Annotated in this window: 17 protein-coding genes; 8 read left to right on the top strand and 9 right to left on the bottom strand. The window is 55.9% G+C overall.

Annotated features, from left to right (window positions below; translation table 11 throughout):
* The first annotated feature begins 221 nt into the window (after positions 1-221).
* Positions 222-1,637 carry a diguanylate cyclase gene (locus E1H13_RS24020; protein WP_206070970.1) on the top strand — a complete coding sequence of 472 codons (1,416 nt, stop codon included), beginning with the start codon at positions 222-224 and terminating at the stop codon, positions 1,635-1,637.
* Between the two features lie 195 nt (positions 1,638-1,832).
* Positions 1,833-3,167, top strand: a complete 1,335-nt coding sequence (locus E1H13_RS27785; protein WP_278002542.1) for a trypsin-like peptidase domain-containing protein — start codon at positions 1,833-1,835, stop codon at positions 3,165-3,167.
* Here E1H13_RS27785 and E1H13_RS24010 read toward each other — a convergent pair whose 3' ends face one another.
* The 3 genes from E1H13_RS24010 to E1H13_RS24000 all read right to left on the bottom strand — a co-directional run bounded on the left by E1H13_RS24010 (position 3,168) and on the right by E1H13_RS24000 (position 6,246).
* Positions 3,168-3,860 carry a Crp/Fnr family transcriptional regulator gene (locus E1H13_RS24010; protein ID WP_347404215.1) on the bottom strand — a complete coding sequence of 231 codons (693 nt, stop codon included), beginning with the start codon at positions 3,858-3,860 and terminating at the stop codon, positions 3,168-3,170.
* Between the two features lie 206 nt (positions 3,861-4,066).
* On the bottom strand, positions 4,067-5,470 hold the full coding sequence (leuC, locus tag E1H13_RS24005; protein WP_169617469.1) for a 3-isopropylmalate dehydratase large subunit: 1,404 nt from the start codon (positions 5,468-5,470) through the stop codon (positions 4,067-4,069).
* Positions 5,471-5,805: 335 nt separating this feature from the next.
* The gene (locus E1H13_RS24000; RefSeq protein ID WP_169617467.1) at positions 5,806-6,246 is read right to left on the bottom strand and encodes a hypothetical protein; all 441 of its coding nucleotides are present in this window, start codon (positions 6,244-6,246) and stop codon (positions 5,806-5,808) included.
* 183 nt (positions 6,247-6,429) lie between these two features.
* Here E1H13_RS24000 and E1H13_RS23995 point away from each other — a divergent pair, with 183 nt between their 5' ends.
* Complete coding sequence (locus E1H13_RS23995; protein ID WP_169617465.1) at positions 6,430-6,801, top strand: histidine kinase; 372 nt, start codon at positions 6,430-6,432, stop codon at positions 6,799-6,801.
* Here the strand turns inward: E1H13_RS23995 and E1H13_RS23990 are convergent.
* Positions 6,798-7,373, bottom strand: a complete 576-nt coding sequence (locus E1H13_RS23990; RefSeq protein ID WP_169617463.1) for a hypothetical protein — start codon at positions 7,371-7,373, stop codon at positions 6,798-6,800. The genes E1H13_RS23995 and E1H13_RS23990 overlap by 4 nt on opposite strands.
* A gap of 520 nt (positions 7,374-7,893) precedes the next feature.
* On the opposite strand from E1H13_RS23990, the gene E1H13_RS23985 reads away from it, so the two are divergent.
* Positions 7,894-9,069: a histidine kinase gene (locus tag E1H13_RS23985; protein ID WP_169617461.1), complete on the top strand. Its 1,176-nt coding sequence runs from the start codon at positions 7,894-7,896 to the stop codon at positions 9,067-9,069.
* A gap of 98 nt (positions 9,070-9,167) precedes the next feature.
* Positions 9,168-10,070 (top strand): YhjD/YihY/BrkB family envelope integrity protein, encoded by a 903-nt coding sequence (locus tag E1H13_RS23980; protein WP_169617459.1) that lies wholly within the window; start codon positions 9,168-9,170, stop codon positions 10,068-10,070.
* A 489-nt stretch (positions 10,071-10,559) separates the two neighbouring features.
* On the opposite strand, the gene E1H13_RS23975 is transcribed toward E1H13_RS23980, so the two are convergent.
* Entirely contained in the window at positions 10,560-10,754 is a 195-nt protein-coding gene (locus tag E1H13_RS23975; RefSeq protein ID WP_240966821.1) for a hypothetical protein, read from the bottom strand.
* 378 nt (positions 10,755-11,132) lie between these two features.
* Here E1H13_RS23975 and E1H13_RS23970 point away from each other — a divergent pair, with 378 nt between their 5' ends.
* On the top strand, positions 11,133-11,726 hold the full coding sequence (locus E1H13_RS23970) for an SRPBCC family protein (protein ID WP_169617457.1): 594 nt from the start codon (positions 11,133-11,135) through the stop codon (positions 11,724-11,726).
* A 108-nt stretch (positions 11,727-11,834) separates the two neighbouring features.
* Here E1H13_RS23970 and E1H13_RS23965 read toward each other — a convergent pair whose 3' ends face one another.
* Positions 11,835-12,026, bottom strand: coding sequence for a hypothetical protein (locus E1H13_RS23965; protein WP_169617455.1), 192 nt, complete (start codon positions 12,024-12,026; stop codon positions 11,835-11,837).
* 124 nt (positions 12,027-12,150) lie between these two features.
* On the opposite strand from E1H13_RS23965, the gene E1H13_RS23960 reads away from it, so the two are divergent.
* Positions 12,151-12,816 (top strand): class I SAM-dependent methyltransferase, encoded by a 666-nt coding sequence (locus E1H13_RS23960; protein ID WP_169617453.1) that lies wholly within the window; start codon positions 12,151-12,153, stop codon positions 12,814-12,816.
* 145 nt (positions 12,817-12,961) lie between these two features.
* Here E1H13_RS23960 and E1H13_RS23955 read toward each other — a convergent pair whose 3' ends face one another.
* Both E1H13_RS23955 and E1H13_RS23950 read right to left on the bottom strand, forming a co-directional pair.
* Positions 12,962-14,707 (bottom strand): ShlB/FhaC/HecB family hemolysin secretion/activation protein, encoded by a 1,746-nt coding sequence (locus tag E1H13_RS23955; RefSeq protein WP_240966820.1) that lies wholly within the window; start codon positions 14,705-14,707, stop codon positions 12,962-12,964.
* A gap of 81 nt (positions 14,708-14,788) precedes the next feature.
* Positions 14,789-17,392 (bottom strand): CHAT domain-containing protein, encoded by a 2,604-nt coding sequence (locus E1H13_RS23950; protein ID WP_169617451.1) that lies wholly within the window; start codon positions 17,390-17,392, stop codon positions 14,789-14,791.
* 66 nt (positions 17,393-17,458) lie between these two features.
* On the opposite strand from E1H13_RS23950, the gene E1H13_RS23945 reads away from it, so the two are divergent.
* Positions 17,459-18,037 (top strand): Uma2 family endonuclease, encoded by a 579-nt coding sequence (locus E1H13_RS23945; protein ID WP_169617473.1) that lies wholly within the window; start codon positions 17,459-17,461, stop codon positions 18,035-18,037.
* A 55-nt stretch (positions 18,038-18,092) separates the two neighbouring features.
* Here E1H13_RS23945 and E1H13_RS23940 read toward each other — a convergent pair whose 3' ends face one another.
* The gene (locus E1H13_RS23940; protein WP_169617449.1) at positions 18,093-19,187 is read right to left on the bottom strand and encodes an NACHT domain-containing protein; all 1,095 of its coding nucleotides are present in this window, start codon (positions 19,185-19,187) and stop codon (positions 18,093-18,095) included.
* Between the last annotated feature and the right edge of the window lie 1,144 nt (positions 19,188-20,331).

Raw genomic sequence — 20,331 nt, 5'->3', positions numbered from 1 at the left:
TGGCTCATGACGGAGTTGGCAGAACAACGCATTCCGCCCCGAGCGGGGCGCAGTAATCCACGGGTCGTGAAAAAGCCTCGGGCAAAATTCCCCGCCCGAAAACCCTCCCATCGGGGGAGGGGAACGGTTCGACCCCAACTTAATTTCTCGATCCTAATACCAACCTGAACCTTATCCGAACAGTATTGAGTAGTGTCCTGGATAGCTCCCTGGATGGGATTATGGCCTTTCGTTCCGTGCGGGATGAGGCGAGCAACATTATTGACTTTGAGTGGCTGTTGAGCAACCCTGCCGCCTGTGATCTGGTGGGTCGCCTTCTACCAGATTTGATCGGGAAACGCCTGCTGGAGGAAATGCCCGGCAACAAAACCGATGGCCTGTTTGCCGCCTACATCCAAGTCGTAGAGACCGGTGAGACCTTTCAGGGCCAGTTTCACTACTGCCATGAGGATCTTGACACCTGGTTTGAGACGGTCGCTGTCAAGCTGGGGGATGGCTTTGTGGTCACCTTTCGCGACATTACCCCGATCAAACAAGCGGAGCGCCAGCAGCAGCAGCTCAACCAAGAGTTAGCAGCGTCTGTTAAAGCGTTGCAGCAGCGCAACCGTCAAATGGTGCTATTGGGGGAAATGAGCGATTTTCTGCAGGTTTGTGCCACCCTGGACGAGGCTTATCAGGCCCTGGCTACGCTGATCACGCCGTTGTTTGCTGACAGTGTCGGTGGGGTGTTTATCCTTAACAGTTCCCGCGATCGCATCGAAGCTGTCGCCACCTGGGGTAGCCCTTTAGGCACCGAGTTGGACTTTAGCCCCCAGAACTGTTGGGCATTGCGGCGGGGTCGATTGCATCAGGTGGGCTCAAGCTGTTTGGGACTGCGCTGCCACCATGCCGCTGTCGCCAGCAATACCACCCTCTGTCTGCCCTTGCTGGCCCAGGGGGAAATCCTGGGCCTGTTCTACCTGAGCGCTCCGGACATTCCTAAACCAACCCAGCAGTTAGCTCGTACCGTGGCTGAACAGGTGGCCCTGGCCCTGGCTAATCTGATCCTGCGGGAAACCCTGCAACACCAGAGCATTCGCGATCCCCTCACCGGGCTCTACAACCGCCGCTACCTGGAGGAGGTTCTGGCCCAGGAAATTCAACGGGCCCAGCGCCATGGCCACACCATGGGGGTGATCATGCTGGATATCGACCATTTCAAACGGTTTAACGATACCTACGGCCATGAAGCGGGCGATCGCGTCTTGCAAGCCGTGGGGCAACTGTTGCGAGACAGCGTGCGAGGTTCAGATTTGGCCTGTCGTTATGGCGGTGAAGAAATGACCTTGGTGCTGCCTGAATCTCCCCCAGAGATCACCCTGGAGCGGGCCGAAACCATTCGCCAGGCCATTGGCCACCTACAGGTTAACGTCGATGGCCAGGTGCTCGAGGCCATTTCAGCCTCTTTTGGTGTGGCCAGCTTCCCTAGCCATGGCACCACTGGCGCCGACCTGCTGAAGGTTGCCGACGCCGCCCTATACCAGGCCAAAGCCCAAGGGCGAAATCGAGTAGTGGTCGCCCCCTTGCTGCCCCAGCACGGACCTGATCAAAAAGTGGCTGCGGCTCCAGACATTTGCCAAACTCAAGATATATCCTGACATTAGGTGGGGTCGCAGTAGATATAACGTAGTCGATATAACCTCTGCCACCCTCAGTATTGTGGTTTCATAGCAACACTCCCTGTAAACACTATGGCCCAGGCATCCCTTTGCCGATTAACCTCAAGCTCCCTACTGCTAGGAGCTCTGCTCACCCTTTTGCCAGCTTCTATGCCTAGGGGCCTTGGGGAGGCCTTGGTTGCACGGTCCCAGGCCCTGGCTCAGATCCCGGTGGATGAAACCACCACCATTCAGGTCTACGAACAAGTGAGCCCAGCGGTGGTGGCCATTAATACCCGCACTGGCGGCGGCAGTGGCAGCATCGTTGACCCCAATGGGCTGATTTTGACCAATGCCCATGTGGTCGGCTCTAACCGAGTGGTGACAGTACGTCTAGCCGATGGCCGCTCCTTTCAAGGGGATGTGGTGGGCTATGGGGACAATCGCCAGGACCTGGCGGCGGTACGACTGCGGGGAAATCCTGGTGCATTACCGACGGTGGCGATCGCCCCCCCAGACTCCGTCCGTGTCGGCCAGAGTGCCTTTGCCATCGGCAGCCCCTTTGGCTTGCAGGGCACCTTCACGGTGGGCATTGTCAGCCGCATTGACACCGAACGCAACCTGATTCAAACCGATGCTGCCATCAACCCTGGTAACTCTGGGGGCCCTTTGCTCAACAGCAGCGGTCAGTTGATTGGGGTCAATACCTCAATTTTTACCACGGGCAGTAGTGGGGGCAGTGTTGGCATCGGTTTTGCCATTCCCACCGATGCGGTGCAAACCTTCCTAAGGGCTGTCCGGGAGGGAACTGCCAGCACCAGTGCGGTCAACCGTAGCAGTCGCCAACCCACCCCGATTACCATCAATGGGCCAACGGTAGCAGGGCGCTTAGACGAGAACAGCAATGTGTTACCCGATGGTAGCTACTACAACCCTTACATCTTTGAAGGGCGTGCCGGACAAACCGTCACCATCGACATGACCAGTCAAGATGTCGACTCATACCTGATTTTGCTCGCCCCTGAGCGCGACGACTTTTCGATTCAAGATGATGACAGTGGCGATGGGCTCGATGCCAGGATCACGGTGCAGTTACCCTACACTGGCAGCTATCTGGTGTTCGCCAATGCCTATGCCCGGGGGGAGTCGGGTCGTTATAACCTGCAAATTCGGGATCTGACCCTCAGCCAAGCCCAGCCGAGGGGGTCTGGCGCAGGGCTGATATTGCGTCAGTCAGGGCGGCTTGGCCCTGGCGATCGCACCTTACGGGATGGGTCTTATTTTCAGGAATTCACCTTTCGAGGCCGGGCCAACCAGCGGGTACGCATTCGCCTGGAAAGCAATGATTTTGACACCTATCTGATCTTGCTGGATCAGGCCCGTAATCTGATTGGCGAAAACGACGACGCCAACCCCAATACCACGAACTCTGAACTGACGGTTACCTTACCCCGGGATGGTGAGTACACTATTTTAGTCAACGCTTTCGATCGCACTGGGCGGGGACAGTTTTTGCTGACAGTGGAGTGACTACCCCAGCTGTTGACCCATGGGATATTGGGGATCAACTTTGAGCACCAGGTAGCGATGCTCGATACCGAGCCACCCTTCAGCCTTGAAGTCCTTCAGTAGCCGGGTAACTGTGACCCGGGTGGTGCCGATGGCTGTGGCTAGCTGATGGTGGGTTAGCCGGACAGGAATGCGGATGCCCCCGGGTTCCACCTGGCCAAAGTCCCTGGCCAACATCAACAGCAGTTGTTTGAGGCGATCGGCCACCAGTCGTTTGCCGGCCAGGGACAACCAGGCTTCCGCCTGCTGTAAGCGGAGGGTCAGGTTGCGCATAATACCGGTCATCAATACCGGGGATGCCTCGATCTCAGCTAGGGATAACAGCAAGACATCAACATCGGTTAAGGCAGTGGCCCAATAGGGGTCAACGGTGGTCAACGGCAAGCCCACTGGCATCGACGGACCGGCTAACCCCAGGAGGGTTTCGCTGCCATCGTGCTGAATCGTGAACAATTGCACAATGCCCCGACAAATCACTAGCACCTCATCCGAGCGCAGGGGAATCTGGTGGTTGGCCGGGAAGGGGACCAGTGCCCGATGGTTACCCAGGGCCGATCGTTGTCCATCTCGATAAAGCTGCTCTAGGAGGTCAATGAAGGTTTGGTGGCTGTGGGTCTGCAAACTAGAATCTTGGGCAACTGGAAGTATAGACACGCCGAGTACCTAGAGTTCGCCGGATAGCTTACCTGGGGCCTAGGGCCGATGCAATGGCAGACTTTGTCAGCAGGCTATCCGCCCCCATGGTGGGCTGTGTAGATTAAGGTGGGCACCAGTTCCCGTTAAGAACAGACCAACAGTAGATTAAGGTTTGTGGTCTAAAGCACCCGGACGACTGGTTTTTGTCGGCTGCTTTACAAGCTTTACAAGTAGTCGCGCACATCGGTGACGCAGCCCGCGATCGCCGCTGCGGCCACCATCGCCGGGCTCATCAGCAGGGTGCGGCCAGAGGCTGATCCCTGGCGGCCCTTAAAGTTACGGTTAGACGAGGAGGCACTGATCTGCCGCCCTTGTAACTTGTCGGGGTTCATGGCTAAACACATGGAGCAGCCTGCTTCCCGCCATTCAAACCCCGCCTCCGTAAAGATGCGATCGAGCCCAGCCGCCTCGGCCTGCTGCTTAACCCGCTCAGACCCTGGCACCACAAAAGCTTTAATGCCTGGGGCCACCTGCTGCCCTTTAGCCACCTTAGCCGCTTCCTCCAGGTCACTGAGGCGACCATTGGTGCAACTGCCAATAAAGCAGACATCAATGGCGGTCCCTTTAATCGGCTGACCAGGGGTAAAGTCCATGTAGGCAAAGGCGTCTTGGGCTAAAACGCGATCGCCCTCTGGGATCGTTGCCAGTTGGGGTAACGCCTCATCTACGGCTATCCCCTGACCAGGGGTAATCCCCCAGGTCACCGTCGGAGCGATAGCCGCTGCGTCAAATACCACCAGATCATCGTAGGTGGCGTCGCTGTCGCTGCGCACCGTTTCCCACCAGGCGACGGCTTTGTCCCAGTCGTCCCCTTTGGGGGCAAAGTCACGCCCTTGTAAATAGGCGTAGGTCACCTGGTCAGGGTTGACATAGCCGCAGCGGGCTCCCCCTTCGATGGACATATTGCACAGGGTCATGCGCTCTTCCATGGTCATCGCAGCGATGGCGGTGCCGGCAAATTCATAGGCATAACCGACCCCTCCTTTCACTCCCAGATGGCGAATAATGTGCAGAATGACATCCTTGGCATAGACCCCAGGGGGCAAAGTACCATTCACCTCAATGCGGCGTACCTTAAGCTTGTTGAGCGCCAGCGTTTGGGAGGCCAGCACATCGCGTACCTGGCTGGTACCAATGCCAAAGGCGATCGCCCCAAAGGCTCCGTGGGTAGAGGTATGGCTGTCACCGCAGGCAATGGTCATGCCCGGCTGGGTCAACCCTTGTTCAGGGGCAATCACATGCACAATGCCCTGGCTGCCAGAGCCAATATTGTAAAACCGGAGATTGTTATCCTTACAGTTTTGCTCCAGGGCCTGCATCATCGCCTCGGCCAGGCGATCGGCAAAGGGACGCATCTGATTTTCGGTAGGTACAATGTGGTCTACGGTGGCCACAGTGCGCTCAGGGTACAACACCGGTAGTTGCCGCTCCCGCAGCATGGCAAAGGCTTGGGGGCTGGTGACCTCGTGCACCAGGTGGAGGCCGATAAAGAGCTGGGTTTGCCCCGAAGGTAGGGTACTGACGGTGTGTAAATCCCAAACTTTATCGAACAGCGTGCCTTGACTCATAGCAAACCTGCGGTGTTAGCGTTCAATGGTTAACGAAGCGGTGGGTAACGAGAGCTAGCCCCTCATCAATTCTAGGCGATCGCGCCTGCGGCTCAAACGCCATCCCTTCGCCAGATCCAATTCTCTATTTTATCCCAAAGCTTTCGGCCCACCCATGCGGACCACTGATAAGACCGATAGAAGTTCATACCCCAAGGGGCGCCTAGAGCATTGGTACAGTATGTCGAAATCCTAGGGTTCTTTGACTCAGTGGCGATGAACTCAGTGGCGATGAACTCAGTGGCGATGAATATCGGAGCATCCCAAGGCAGACCCCTGGGATCTGGACTGGGGTTCTAGTGCTCGACGGTAGGGAAAGCTGTGCCAAAGATGGCAAACACCTGTCGGCAACATTGCTTGAGCCGCTCTCCACAAGTGGGATCAGGGGCCGCCTGACCAGCAAACGACCAATTGTCAATCGTCGACAGGGTCCACTGTTTCCCCCGATGGTCAAAGCCAGCCACGTCTAGCCCAATCACCTTGCGTTGCTGCGACTCTGAATCGTGGTAAAACCGAATTTGCACCAACAGGCTGCGACAGCGAAACAGCCGACTTACCCCTGGAAAGTGAAAACCCAGGTCAATGGACTCCGGGTCAACCAGATCCCGAGTTTCTGGATCATTGGCCCAGGGCTTTAGATCGACCCTCAGGTCGGGAAATTCCCCCTTAAAGAGGCCAACAATCGCGGCAATTTTGCTGGCGAATTCAATACTGTTTGCCTGTTCTGCTGCGTTCACGCGTCCTTTGGGGTAACGGTTCAAGGATAGGATTGAGCTCTCAGCATAGGATAGCGTTTTCTTTAAGACAGTTAACTGGTTGACAATCTTAAGTCGGAGATAGCTGGTCTGCGAGCAGGATTTCTTCGCCGCTATCCCCTGGCATCGGTGTACCCTGAAACGAAGCGTTGAGATAACTTGATCATGTTGATCCCGTGCGAAATTTTGATCGAAGATAGTCCGGTAATCATCTACGCCAGCCGTAACGGCAAACCTGACAAGGTGCTGCGCCTGCTGAAGCCATTTCTGGAAAAATTTTCAGAAGAGCGCAAGACCTCTGGGGAGTTTACCGATACCCCAGAATGCTTGGCTGCTCAGGTGATCGTGCGGTTTGGGTTTGAAATTTGTGAGGATGACTTTTCCAACCTCAAGGTGGGGACCCGGCATTTTCCTGAGGTGGCCTACCTGTATCACATTGACCAGCAACTGACGATTACTATATGGCAACCGACGGCCGACTACCACCGTGACCCTAGCCTGGGGCTAACGGCCTGTAAGCCAGCTGAATATGACTAGTCGGACGCGACCACCCCACGGCAGATAGCTAACATGCGCAAATCATTCTCGCTAGGCCCATCCAGCTGGTAGAAATCCTTTAGGCTCAAGGGCTCAAGGGCGTCACTGGCGCCAGAGGAGGCCACCGTCGTATCTGAGGCTAAGGCGATGCTGTAGGCATAGGGCTCCTGGCTGTAGCTATCGATCACCGTCATTGCCAATTCGTTTCCTTGCACCTGACCGTGAAAACAATCAAAGGAAGAGCTAGGGAAATACAGGGCACCGTAAATGCCATCGGCACTACTGTCTAACACCACGTAACCAAAACCTACTTGCTCTGGCTCCGGGGCTTGGCCATACAAGTATTGCCCTGGTCCCTGGCTAGGGAAAGCGGCTTGGGCGATCGCAGAGGCGTTCTCTGTTTCGGCCACACTGTTGGCTGCCCGCTCTGACGTAACCGCTTCTGAGGCCTCAAGGCTGACTTGACTGACCCCTAGCAGACCGATGGACACCGCTGCGCCCCAAGCTAATGCCGCAGATACGCGGACTAGGGTAGATCGCTGAATGACTTGTGCGAAACAAAAGTTGGTCATTACTACTACCCCCTATCCTTATGCTTAAATCGACTGTCTTTGCCCGCAGCCCCTACCTTTAATGTAGAGGACTCTGTCAGGCTGGCCGTAGCCAACTCACTTGACCGTAACAACTCTTTTGATTACAGGTTGCAAACCGTAATTTACGGATCAAAACGATACTCTAGAACTGTGCCTAAGCCCAAAACTGGCGTCTCTGGCTGAACTTAGCGGTCCAGCGCCCCAAGACTATCTATAGATATATCAAGATCAGACTGGGGATTAAACCTTCCCCTGGGCAGAACTGAAGGTCTGGATTTAGACAGAGCTAACGTCTTATTCCTACACCTAAGTTTTAAGTGATTCAGAGTTTGGTTTAAAGGACAACCGTGCCAGCTGTGTAATTGGCTAATGTTGAGCAAACCCTGGTGCGGCACCGGGGGAAGATCGAGATAGGCTATATAACATGCACCTAAAGTCGGGCTTATCATCAGGCTAGATTTAGGCTTACAGTTACATCGTCGGGCTTAGGGAGACAAGGATGGAGGTTCCCTCCAGTAGCTTTGAGGGCGATCGGGTCCCACTAAAACTATTGCTCTTCATTGACAGGCGACCGAGTCTGGCCAAACAAGTGCGGCAAATTCGGCAATATCTGAAAACCCTGGAAGGGCAATTTCAGTTCAACTTAGAGGTGGTAGACATTGGCGAACAGCCCTATCTGGCTGAACACTATAAGTTAGTCGCCAGTCCAGCGCTGATTAAAGTAGCCCCCTCCCCCCAACATATGTTGGCCGGTAGTGACATCGTCAGTCAGTTGGAGCGGTGGTGGCCGAAGTGGCAGCAAGAATACTTAGAAAGGCAGCGGGTTGAGGTCGAGGAACAGGGCGAAGGTATGCCTTTAGCGCTTGAGCATAGCGATAACCCGCTGAGCTATTCGGCCGAGTTGATGAAGCTGTCAGACGAAATTTTTCGACTAAACCAGACCAAAGAAGAGCTAGAAGCTCAGTTGCGGTTTAAAGATCGGATTATTGCCATGATGGCCCACGATTTACGCAATCCACTGACGGCGGCCTCGATCGCCATTGAGACCCTAGAGCTGGGCTATGCCCCTGACCAGAAGCGGAACCTCAGCCTTAGCCCGGAACTGACTGGTCAGCTGCTGAAGCACGCCAAAACCCAGGTGCGGGCCATCAATCGGATGATCACTGACATTTTGAAAACCGCTCGGGGGGCGTCGATTGAGCTGCAACTGTTTCCCAAAGAAATGGACCTTTACGGTCTTTGCTTTGAAGTGGCCGAAGCCTTTCAAGGTCGTTTGCAGGAGAAGCAGCAGCGTTTGACCACTGAAATTCCGCAAGATTTACCGTCGGTCTATGCCGATAGCACCCAGGTCAGGCGCGTAGTTACGAATTTGCTAGACAACGCCATCAAATACACCCCCAGGGGCGGAGATGTGTCGCTGGTTGCTCTACACCGCACCACCCAAAAGGTGCAGATTACTGTAGCTGATACAGGACCTGGGATTCCATCTGAGAACAGTGACAAGATTTTTGAGGAAAGCTATCGCCTACAGCGGGATGCCAAAGAAGAAGGCTATGGTCTGGGTTTGGCCCTATGTCAGAAAATTATTCGGGCTCACTATGGCCAAATTTGGGTGGATTCTGTGCCGGGGGAAGGTAGTAGCTTTTACTTTACCTTGCCAGTCTATCGCGCCTAATCCCGTCAGAAAATCCATGCCATCTACGGTCTGTACGCTAAAATCCCGTAGACTTTGTGGGTTAGGTTGGCCTTAAAAGCTGGGCAGTGGACTTGGCCATGTTTAATCGTCGTCGTTTCTGGTTGCGATCGCATCTTCGGTTTCAGGGGTTGGGCCTTTATGGCAATCTCTCCCTGTGGCAAAGCCTATGGCACAAAGGAGGGCAAGGGCGCTGGACCACGAAGACCACAGAAATCACCTTTGGCTGGCTGTTGGGGCTCTTAGGGGGGAGCTTTGTAACGCTGCACCTGAACCCAGGCCAGGGGTGGTTGCAGGGGGCTTTGCGACTGGCCACCTGGCTACAAGCTTTAGTCAGGGCCGAGGTACTGCCACCGCCAGCCGATCCTAATCGGTGGCTTTTAGTTGGGGTCGGACTCATTACCTGGGTTTGTTTTTTGGCCGGTAGTCGCCCCCTCACCCAAACCCTGGGAGCAATTTACCAGGGACAACCGGTGCCACCTACGTCCTGGGTACGACGGTTCATACCCTGGGTGATTACAGTCATGCTGTTGACGATGGTGGCGATCGCCGTGGCCCTGGTCACTGGCCCGGCTGGTGCCCCCGAGCCTGAGCGGTGGGGTTGGCTGATCGGGCTGGGGCGATGGATCGCTGCGATCGGGGTGTTGGGGTTGGGCCTGGGGGTAGTTTACCGCCTCAGCCCCAGTCACTGGGTGCCGGGAACCCCCTTACTGCCAGGAACGGTACTGACTATCGCGGGCTGGCTACTGGTACAAGGGTTAAGCCGTTGGGGTATCCAGCGGCTTGTCGAACTGGCTAACTATGGCCTGTTGCTTGGGCTTGGGGTGGGGTTAGTGGGGCTGTATAGTTTGGTGCTACTGATGTTGGTGGGAGCCCAGTTCAATGTATTGACCCGATCGTCGGGGCCAGGGCCAGGGAAACGTTTTGGCCGCCGCCGCCCCCCACCGCCCCCCTCCTTTGACTCATTCAAAATCAACCGCTAACATCCGTCGTACCGGAATGAGGACAGAAAAGCAGACGTAGGCAGGCAAAAGGCAGAAAGGGAACCCCACTCTGCCTAGTGGACTGTCAAGACTAAAAATTAGGTTAAGTGCTTTGCAAAAGTCTTTGATCTTCAGGGAGGTTGCTTCAACACATCAGGGCTTACCATCCCCTCCTTTGGAGGGGTGCCCGGAGGGCGGGGTGGGTTCTTCGGGCTTGCTTGACCCACCCCTACCCACTTCGACACGCTCAGCGCAGGCCTCAAAAGGAAGGGATTTCGGACCTTGATGCCACCAAATCTCTACTCTGGAAACCCTAAATTCAAGACTTTACGCTGCACTAGAGCATCGGTACAGTATGTCAAGATCCCAGGGTTCTTGGGCTGATTAGCCACGATTTTTGGGGCATCCAGGGATAGAACCCTGGGATCTGAACCGGCGTTCTAGTGGTTTGGGCTGACGAAAGCAGGGGAGTGATGCTGCCGTGAAGCCCTAGCGGATGCGTTGTAGGGTACTTAAAATGCCCAGGGCAAAACACAGCAAAATCAACAGCCACAGCACCACCCCCGGCAAAAAAGCCAGCAGGCCAAAGCCCCGCAGCACCCAGACTGCGGCTGTTACCCCCAGGGCCACGAGAAACAATTTGGTGATGGGCTGTAACGGATAGCGACGGCGGGGCATAGCCATAAGTAATCGAGGGAGATCTATCTTGAGACGTTAGGACGTGACTGAGCTGAGGGTGCAAGGTGTCGAGAGCCAGGAAACAGGGGTCGGGTGTCGGGTGTCGGATAAATGGTAAACCGTGAACCGCAAACCGCGAACCGTGAACCGCAAACCCGTATATCTTTAGCTTAGCCGTCTTATGGCTTAGGGGAGGCAAAGGACAATATAAAGCTTCAGCGGGTCTCAGCAGGAATACGGAGGGTTGTTCGTAAAGGCACAGTAATAATACGCTTGACCCGTTTATATAGCAGGACGCCTTTGGGTATTAATGGGGAGAAGGCCCCGGCCTGAGGCATAGGCGCAAGGAATAGCGCAGGTATCTTAGTGAGGAGTACACCATCTATGGTTGTCAGTATCGATAGAAGTGTCCCTGGAGTGGGTTCAGTTAAGGCAGATTTCGCTACCTTTTCTGTCAGCGATCAAATCGCTTTGTTACGGGGAGATGTTTTGGTTAAGCCCCAGGTGGGCACCACTGGGGGTGGGGCGGTGACCGCCCATATGTATGTACCCTTAACCCGGGGGCAAATTTGGCCCCAGGTGACCAACTACCGTCGTTGGACCCAGTTCTTTCCTAACATCACCCAGAGCGAGGTTATAGAGACTGTAAAAACCGCGTCTCACCGTTACCGTCGTCTCTATCAGGTCGGTCGCAAGGGCTTTATGATGGTGTCTGCCCAGGTGGAAATTTATCTGAAAGTGTTTGAAACCGCCTGCGATCGCGTCCAGTTTCGCTTAGAGCAAGGCACCTTTAACCACTTTGCCGCAGACCTATACTTGCAAGATGTGAACGGCGGGACCCTAGTTAGCTATGGCGTGCAAGCGGCGCCCACCATTCCAGTGCCGGCCTTTTTGATCGAGCATGCGATGAAAACCGACCTACCCGGCAACATGAAACAAATGCGGCAGGTGCTGTGTGCCGTTCAGCAGGCCGCCTAGGCTCTTGGGGCTTGCCACCTTGGCCGTGTACCCTGGGGCATACGTCGGCCAGCGATTCCTAACACCTGTCACTCTCCGTGAAGGTGGTCGTATTTCTGCCAGGCGGTACTAGCCAAACCGTTCCACAAAGGCGCGCCCTGCAGACATTGCTGCGCTGCTGGTGGTGTAGAAGGTGCCGTCGCTGAGTACATCCAGGGCAGGGTTAACAATCCAGCACTGGTAACCTCGGTTTTTACTGTGGCTGACACCAATAATCCAGCCGGTCATTGCTGAAATTTGCACCACAGTTTCGTCGTCCATGCCAAGCTCCTCTCCTTTAGCAGCGATGGCCTACCTGCCATAGTAAGGCAGGTTAGGTGGGCCGTTGCCAAATTGCTAGCTTTCCTCCATATTCAGGGAGACCTTGCCAGGGGGACCCCCGATTATGACCAACCAAACCCTGACCTTAGATGATCGTCTGTATCGCTATTTGCTAGACCACTCGGTGAAAGAAGCCGCTGTCTTGAGGGCGTTACGCCAGGAGACGGCCCAACATCCCATGGCTCAAATGCAGATCGCCCCGGAGCAAGGGCAGTTGATGGCCCTGCTGGTGCAGCTACTGGGGGCGAAAAAAACCCTGGAAGTAGGCGTATTCACCGGCTATAGCGCCCTGGTGGTGGCCCTGGCTCTGCCCCCTGATGGCCGGGTGGTGGCCTGTGATGTTAGTGCCGAGTACACCGCGATCGCCCAGCGCTACTGGCAGCAGGCTGGCGTGGCCGACAAAATTGATCTGCACCTGGCCCCTGCTGCCGATACCCTGGACCAATTGATTGCCGCTGGGCAAACCGACAGCTTTGACTTTGCCTTTATCGATGCTGACAAGAGCAGCTATCCCACGTACTACGAGCAGGCCCTAAAGCTGGTGCGTCCTGGGGGGTTGATCGCCATAGATAATGTGTTGTGGTCGGGGCGGGTGGCCGACCCGGCGACACAAGATAATCGTACCAAGGCGATTCGGGCCTTCAATGCTGCCCTGTATCAGGACGACCGCATCGTACTAAGCCTGGTGCCGATCGCCGATGGCCTCACCCTAGCCCTGAAGAGGTCGTAGAACGCCAGTACAATCTTAGGGATCTGCCCTGACATGCCCCAAAGTTCATGGCCAATGGGCCTGAGCACCCGGGGATCTTGCCATACTGTACCAATGCTTCACAGCCAGTCAGGGTGCGCTACAGCCATCACGGCAGTACACTTCTTCAAAAGAGCATATACCTAACTGAATAAGAGATGCCGCTTTCCTGTAGGCCGTTTCTGCCTTCGGCAACCGGCACCAGTGGAATACCCAGATCGACTCGCATGGACAGGCGATCGCCCTGTTGCCAGAGCAGGCCCAGTCCGGTGCCAATCAAGGTGTTTGGGCCAGATGCCAAGTCAGCGTTCACATTCCAGGCCACGCCGACATCGAGAAACGGGATTAGCTGTAGGGTGGCATCTAGCTCTGGAACGCGGGCGATGGGCGATCGCAGCTCGGCCGAGAGCAGCCCCCCACTGTCGCGCAGCAGCACATCTCGCCCATAGCCGCGCCCGCTCTGGGCACCGCCCAGACCAAATTTTTCGGGCGATAGCAGGTCATTGCTGGCCAGTTGGGCGTCACCCCGCAGCAGCAGCACGGTATCGGGGCCAAAGCGCTGGAGCCACTGGCCCTGACCGCGCCAGGCCAAAAAGCGGCTGTCGGGGCCAGTCGGGTTGACGGTGGCGTTGGGCCAATCGAGACCGAGGCTGAATTGGGAGCGAAAGGCCAGCACATGGGTCTGGCTGCGCTGGGTCCACTGTTGGGAGAAGCGCAGGGCCGTGACGCGGGTGATGCCTTCACGGTCGGCCCCTGGGGAGAGGGGAAAGGGGCCAATGTTGTCTAGGCCCAGGCGAGTTTGGTTTTGCTGATGGGATAGGGTGAGGCCCAGGGTGAGCGCTTCGGTGGGGGTTTCGATCAGGGCATGGCGATAGCCCAGATCGTAGTAAACACTGCTGGAGGAAATGTCGAGCACCTGGAAATTGGGATCGATCACCCGACTGCTGGAGTAACCGGCTCTGATGCGCAGGGCATCGTTGTTGGGGCTCACGGGCAGGGTGTAGCTCAGGTCAACGCCGTTGCTGCCGTCGGTGTTTTCGTATTCCAAAGTGATGCGATCGCCCAGGCCCGACAGATTGCCCTGACTCAGCAGCACTCGGCGCTGCCCGGCCCCGGTGCTGGCAGCCCCGTAGCTGTCCAAACTCAGGTCAACGGCAAAGGAGTCCGCTTCGGCCAGTTCCACCACCAGCACGCTGAGGTTCGCGCCGCTGCCCGCCTGCAAATCCGCCGCCACCGTTTCGATCAGGGGATTGAGCTGGAGCCGCTGCAACCCCGCCAGTAGCTGATCGACGTTGAGGGGAGGGGTGCTGGCCAGACCCAGGCGGCTGCGGACGTAGGCCGGGCTGAGGCGATTTGAGCCGACTACCACAATCTCTTCGAGTTCCCCTTCGATCGCCTGAAGGGTGACCCTATCGTCAACCAGGGTCTGGGGCGGCAGGATCGCCCCTGAGGTAATGTAGCCCGCTGTAACGTAGCGTTCGGTGATGGCATTGCGCAGTTCCAGCAGTTCCCCAAAGCTGACCTGCCGGTTGAGGTAGGGGGCCACCAGGTCAGCCCAATCGGCCTGGGAAAAGACGGTGCTGCCCGTGATCTCGATAGTGCTGACAAAAAAGGTGGCCTCTGTCCCCTCCAGGGGGGCTTCTGGCAGGGCAGGCTCAGCCGGGGGCAACAGTTCCTCCGGCGGCGGCAGGGGGGGCAGCGGCTGATCGGGCAGGGGCGGTTCTGGAATCGGCTGGCTGGGCAGGCGGGGTAGCGCTGGCCCCGCCTGGGATAACATCTGAGGGACCGGATCGGGCGATAGCCCCACCATTTCAGCCCTGGTGGGAGAAATGGCGGCCAGGGTTAGGAATATAGCTGGACAGGCAAGCGCCAAGCCAACCCAATGGGATCGGGTTTGCGATCGAGTCAATGCAGGGGTTCAAGAGGCTTTGGTTGTAGCGGTCACATTATAGGGCTACAGCCAATTTCCCACCAGCACATAGGCCGACCAATAGATCGGATGGCGGTAGTCAGGGTGCTGTAACAGCGCAGTTTGGGCCTGACGCAGTGCTTCGGCTTTGGTGGCCCCAGGCTGGGCCAGGGCTTGATAGAACTGGCGGACAAAGTAGGCTCCCGATGCATCGTCTACATTCCACAACGAGGCCAGCGTGCTGCGGGCACCCGCCTGAAGCGAGAGACCCGCCAGCCCCAGGGCGGCGCGGTTGTCTCCGGTGGCCGTCTCGCAGGCGCTGAGCACCAGTAGCTCAATGGGCTCCACCCGACTCTGATCCCCAGCGCTGAGCAGGAGGCTCAACTCATCCACCGGCATGGGGCGATCCCAGGCCAGAATGAAGGTGTCTTGAAGGTTTGAGCTGTACTGGGCGTGGGTGGCCAGGTGCACAATGGGCAGCTCGGTCTTGGCGATCTGCTGGGCCAGGGCCGTTGTGGTAAACCGTTCGTCGAGCAAGACCCGATTGTCAAGCAGCGCCTGAATGGTTTGAATTTCGTCGTTCACGTTGGTGAGGGCGCTAAAGCCATGGCGAGATTCTGTCAACCCTGCCAGCAGCGCCGATACCTGAGTTGACTGCAAAGGACGGGGGCCGAGCAGCTGTAGCCCTGGGGAGAGGGCGATCGCATAGTCTTCCACCAGGTACCGCTCCCCGTCGTACAGCGCCGCCATGGGGGTATTCCGCAGGGCACCATCCAGCACAAACACCAGGGTTTGGGGCTGGGTTTCGGCCAGTACTTCCTGCATTGGGGCAATCAGCCAGCGGTAGAGCTGCTGACCCAGGGCTCTGCCCTCTGGGGCCGTGAACCGCCGTTCTAGATATTGACGCCAGTCCGTCAGGGTCTGCTCCAGCTCTGCCTGGGGTACTGGGCTAGTGTATTGCCCCAGGGGCTGGCCCGGCAGACTGGCAATAATCTCCAGCCGATCCGGCAGAATAATGGGATAGATCACGGCGGTGGTGGACTGGCTCACCGCTTCCAGGGCGACCTGCTCACCTTCCAGGCAGGCGGTTCTAAAGAAGTTGTTGAGTTCGGCGATCTGCAAGGCTTCGATCACCGAGCGGGCCTCGGCTAGGCGGGCGGAAGGGAGAGATGGGGAGGTGGGGGGATGGGGAGGTGGGGGAGAGGGTAGAGCTGCTTGGGATTCGGGTTGTAGGAGCAGATCGACTAGCTCTCGGTAGACGGGCTCGACGCTGTCGCGAAAGGAGAACTGGAGGTCGTCGCTGAGGTTGACCAGGTCCTGCTTGAGGGACTGGAGGGTGGTGAAGGCGGCCCGATAGGCGGGCAAAGCCGCTGCCGGTTGACCCTGCTGGTTGAGCAGGCGACCCAGCTGCCACTGCCACTGGTAGGCGATATCGGCGGCATCGAGGGATTGGGTCAGGGTCAGGGCTTGCTCAGTTAGCTGCTGTGCCTCGGGCCACTGCTGGGCAACTTCGTAGGCATGGCCCAGGTAGCCCCTGGCATAGGCTTCGGCCCGGGTGTCCTGCAAGGCGATGCTCTGCTGAATCGCCTGGGCCAGCAGTCGGGCGGCGGTTTCCACTTCGGCAGGGGTTTTGAGCTGGAGCAGGCTCTGGGCGGCGTTGATGTGGGCGTAGATCTGGCCGCGCCCTGGGGACATTTCGGCTAGATCCCTCGGTAGGGTGGCGGCCAGCGGTGGAGCCGCCTCAGGATCATGCTGGGCTACCAGGTTAAGTCGGTTCAGCCGGGCCTTAAGGCGAATGTCGGCTTCAGTAGACTGTTCGGCTCGGTGGGAGAGGGCGATCGCACCCTGCCAATCCCCCTGCCCCTGAGCGATATTGGCCAGCCCCAGCAAAATCGCCCCCGTCGCTAGGTGCTCTTGCTGCGCCAGCTCCAGAGCCTTCTGCAAACGGGCCTCTGCAGCTTCCAGATCGCCCAGCAAGCGGTAGGTCTGCCCCAGCCGCTGATAGCCCAGCACCTGCACGGGCCGCGACTGCTGCGGTAGGCGCTGCTCCAGGGTAGCCAGGGTGCGCCGCGCAGGCTGGTAATACCCCAAGGACTGCTGGGCCTGCACCTGGTTTAGTAGGGCGTTGACATAGCGGCCTTCATCGCCGGTTTGCCGGTACAGCTCGGCGGCGGTTTGCCAGGTCTCCAGGGCGGCCTGGGTCTGCCCCCGCGTAAATTGCAGGCTACCGAGGGTGTTGTGCACCTGGGCGCTCACGGCCAGCTTTTGAGTGGAGTCGGAAATAGTGGCGAGGAGGTCTAGGCTGCGGGTAATAGCGCGATCGGCGGCGTCCCACTGGCTGAGTTGCTGGTAGGCCATTGTCAGATAGCTGAGGGCCAGGGCTTGGTTGAGGGACTGGCTGGAGGTTGCAGCCACAGCCCCTTCCCAGGCGGTTATGGCTTCGCTAAAGCGTTGGGCGGTGTAGGCTTGGCGACCCTGGTCTAGGAGGGCTGGGGTTGGGGTGGTTGCGATCGCATCCGCCCTGGCCAATGCTCTGGGGAAAATAACACTACGGCTGAGGCAGGGCGCACTGGCGAGGAGCACCCCTAGCAGTAGATAGAGGCCAAGCCGCAGCAGGCGAGACCAACGAGAACAGACTCTTTGAACCATGGGCAGCTCGGTGGGGAGACGATGTATCCTGAAAAGTGTGAATGTTGCCGCTGCTATAAAAATGCCATGATCGCCATTAAGCAGTCCAGTTATCTTTCACCCGAAGACTATCTTGAAGCAGAAAAATCAAGCACAATTAAGCATGAGTACCACAATGGTGATATTTATGCGATGGCGGGGGCCACTGATGAGCATGTCACCATTGGTATTAATATCACATCATTATTGCGAGGACATTTGCGGGGTAGCGATTGCCGGGTTTATGGATCTGACATGAAGGTGCAGATCGATGTCGTTAATCATTTTTATTACCCGGATGTCATGGTCAGTTGCGACCAAAGGGATCGCGATTTTCGATATTTCAAAAAATATCCTGTGCTAATTATAGAGGTACTATCGGAGGGCACAGAAGCGAAGGATAGAGGAAAAAAGTTTGAACATTATCGCTGTTTGGAGACATTGCAAGAGTATGTCTTAGTCAGCCAAATTCAGCAACAAGTCGAGGTATTTCGTAAGAATGAAGCGGGACTATGGGTGCTGCATCCGTTTGGTGAAGGAGATCAGCTAGCGCTAGAGACTGTGGATCTGAGAGTTGCGATCGACTCTTTATACGAAGATGTGGAACTTACAGGTACGGCTGAATAATTCAGCCCTCGAACTGAAACCTGGTAAGCTCAGAATTTTGGCTAAGCACTCGTTATCACCCAAAATTCTGGCTAATGTAATCCCTGACGTAGTTGGCTGGGAAGGAGGTCATGGTAGGGTTGGTCGGTGCCTTTGCCAGGAGCGATCGCGCCTTGAGAGATTTTAAGATGCCTAACATATGGGTGTTGGTTATCGAGGCGGAAAGGTGCGATCGCAGTGTTGATAACGAACAGGGCATCTTTTGATGGGCAAGAGCACCTATCACAGCCTTTTCTGACTCTGAAAGCAACCCAAACTGCTGATCCATAAGCTCACGGATATCGTCAAGCAGGAGAGATTTATAGGTCAGAAACTCAGAAATGCTGCCGCCAAAAAATTGCTGAATGGTGGTTGCAGCAGTTTCTAGAACGAAAGGATTGCCACCATAGTAATCAACCAGGTGATGCCACTCATCAGCATTTCCTTGAAAACAACCTTTAGCGGCAAAAATTCGTTGTATATCTGGAGTTCTCAGCCCACCGACAGAAAACAGCCGAACCTGCCGGTTTTCCCCTGAAAATGGCGAAAGCTTCTGCGGTACTTGACGGCTGGTCAACATCAAACAACTCTGGTGTCGCCCCTGCCCGATGAGCCGAAACAGTTCGCAATAGGCTTCATAGCCCGCCTGATACCCGATTGAAATATTCCCGTCAGCAGAGTCCCCTGAGCTAGCCTGTTTCAGGATCGACTCAACATTATCCAAGACGATTAGACAGGGCGTTTTTTGCAGACAACCGATCAGCCACAAAATCTTGGTACGAATGTCCTCCGCACCAGACAGACCTGATTGGGGGTCTAAATTTCTCAGTAAATCATCAAGCAGCTCATCAAAAGGCAAAGGGGAGTGTGCTTTCGAGATGGGTCGCAAGCTGCGCCAAAGAACGAACTTAAAGGCTGACTGTAATTGCTCCGTAAGCTTAGCAGACAGCCAGGTTTTGCCGATGCCACCCATGCCTGACAGGATAATCAGGCGGCATCGCTGCTCTAAAATCCAGGCTTGTAAGGTCGCCAGTTCATCGACCCGACCATAGAACTTCGCAACGTCAGGGGCTGTGCCCCAACTGACAGCAGGAGTAAATGTTGGAGATGGTAAGGCAGGCCCTTCACTCAAGGGCGTATTCGGCTTGGGGCGATCTTTTGTGTCTACCTTCTCGGCTGATCTGTAGTCCCCCTGTTCTAGCGGTAGACCAAAGGCACTGAAGTAGCGTACCAACGTCCGCAGATCTACCCCCGAACGCCTGGCGTGGACTTTGCTCAGGGTATGGGTAGATAACCCAGTCTGCTCGCTTAAAGCTTCTAACGTGCAGGTTTTCATGTAGTTGTCCCAAATGTCGGACTGGGCTTGGGCGGCCTGAAGCTTCTGAAACCCTGATTGAGTCAGGACAACAACTTTTCTTTGTCGAGGACGCGATTGAGGGGTAGATGCCATAAATCAGAAGTGCATACGCTTATGGACTGAATGCAACCTTGCCTGTTTCGGCCAAGTTAAGGGTTTTTACGTACCGCTTCATCAAGATATGCAGGTTAAGACAGGTTTCTAAAGTAGCGATTGCTCTGGAACCCTTGCCAGACCGGAGTGCAGGAGGAGTATTAAGAAATGTATAAAAGTTTCTGGTTGCGATCGCAAACTTCCCTGAACTTCTCAACTAGTACTCAACGACGGAAATGAACATACTATCGACTGACAGGTCACAAGGGACACAAAGTTTCCCCCTTAAGGTTACAAACTTCGATGTTTTCCAAAAGTCAGCTTTGGTATAAGTCATTCAGGTTAAGCCTCCTGCAATTCGGAGGCGATTCTATATCAGGGAAAGAAAAGAGGTTTACCCCAAAGCCTTGTTAGCGAGGAAGGGGGTTATCCGTAGACTTTCTTGGCCTGATAGCGTCTTAACCCCCTCAAAAGCTTGCAGTAAGCTAGCTCTGCGTTATGAAGCCACATCTCAAGATAAAACTTCGGCCAAGAGTCGCCACTGCCCCAGCACCACCATGGCAGGATTTTCTCGACGATCCAAAACTGGCGACTTCTCAACTCCATCCTAGTATTGATGCTCTCTTTGCGGCTTATGATTTACCCGTTTGGGTCACCCATGAATACAAACCTGCCAGCAAAATCTGGGATAGGACTGAGGTAACCAGCGGTCTGAACCGAGTTTTTCGGGTGATTTTACAGCAGAATCGGGAGCACTCCACAAGGCGGGACGTTAAGGGGTTAATTGTCGTGTATCAATAGATACTTGTAAAGAAAAGCTCTGCGG

Source organism: Nodosilinea sp. P-1105 (assembly GCF_012911975.1).
Lineage (GTDB): Bacteria > Cyanobacteriota > Cyanobacteriia > Phormidesmidales > Phormidesmidaceae > Nodosilinea.
This window is presented reverse-complemented; position numbering and strand designations above follow the sequence as displayed.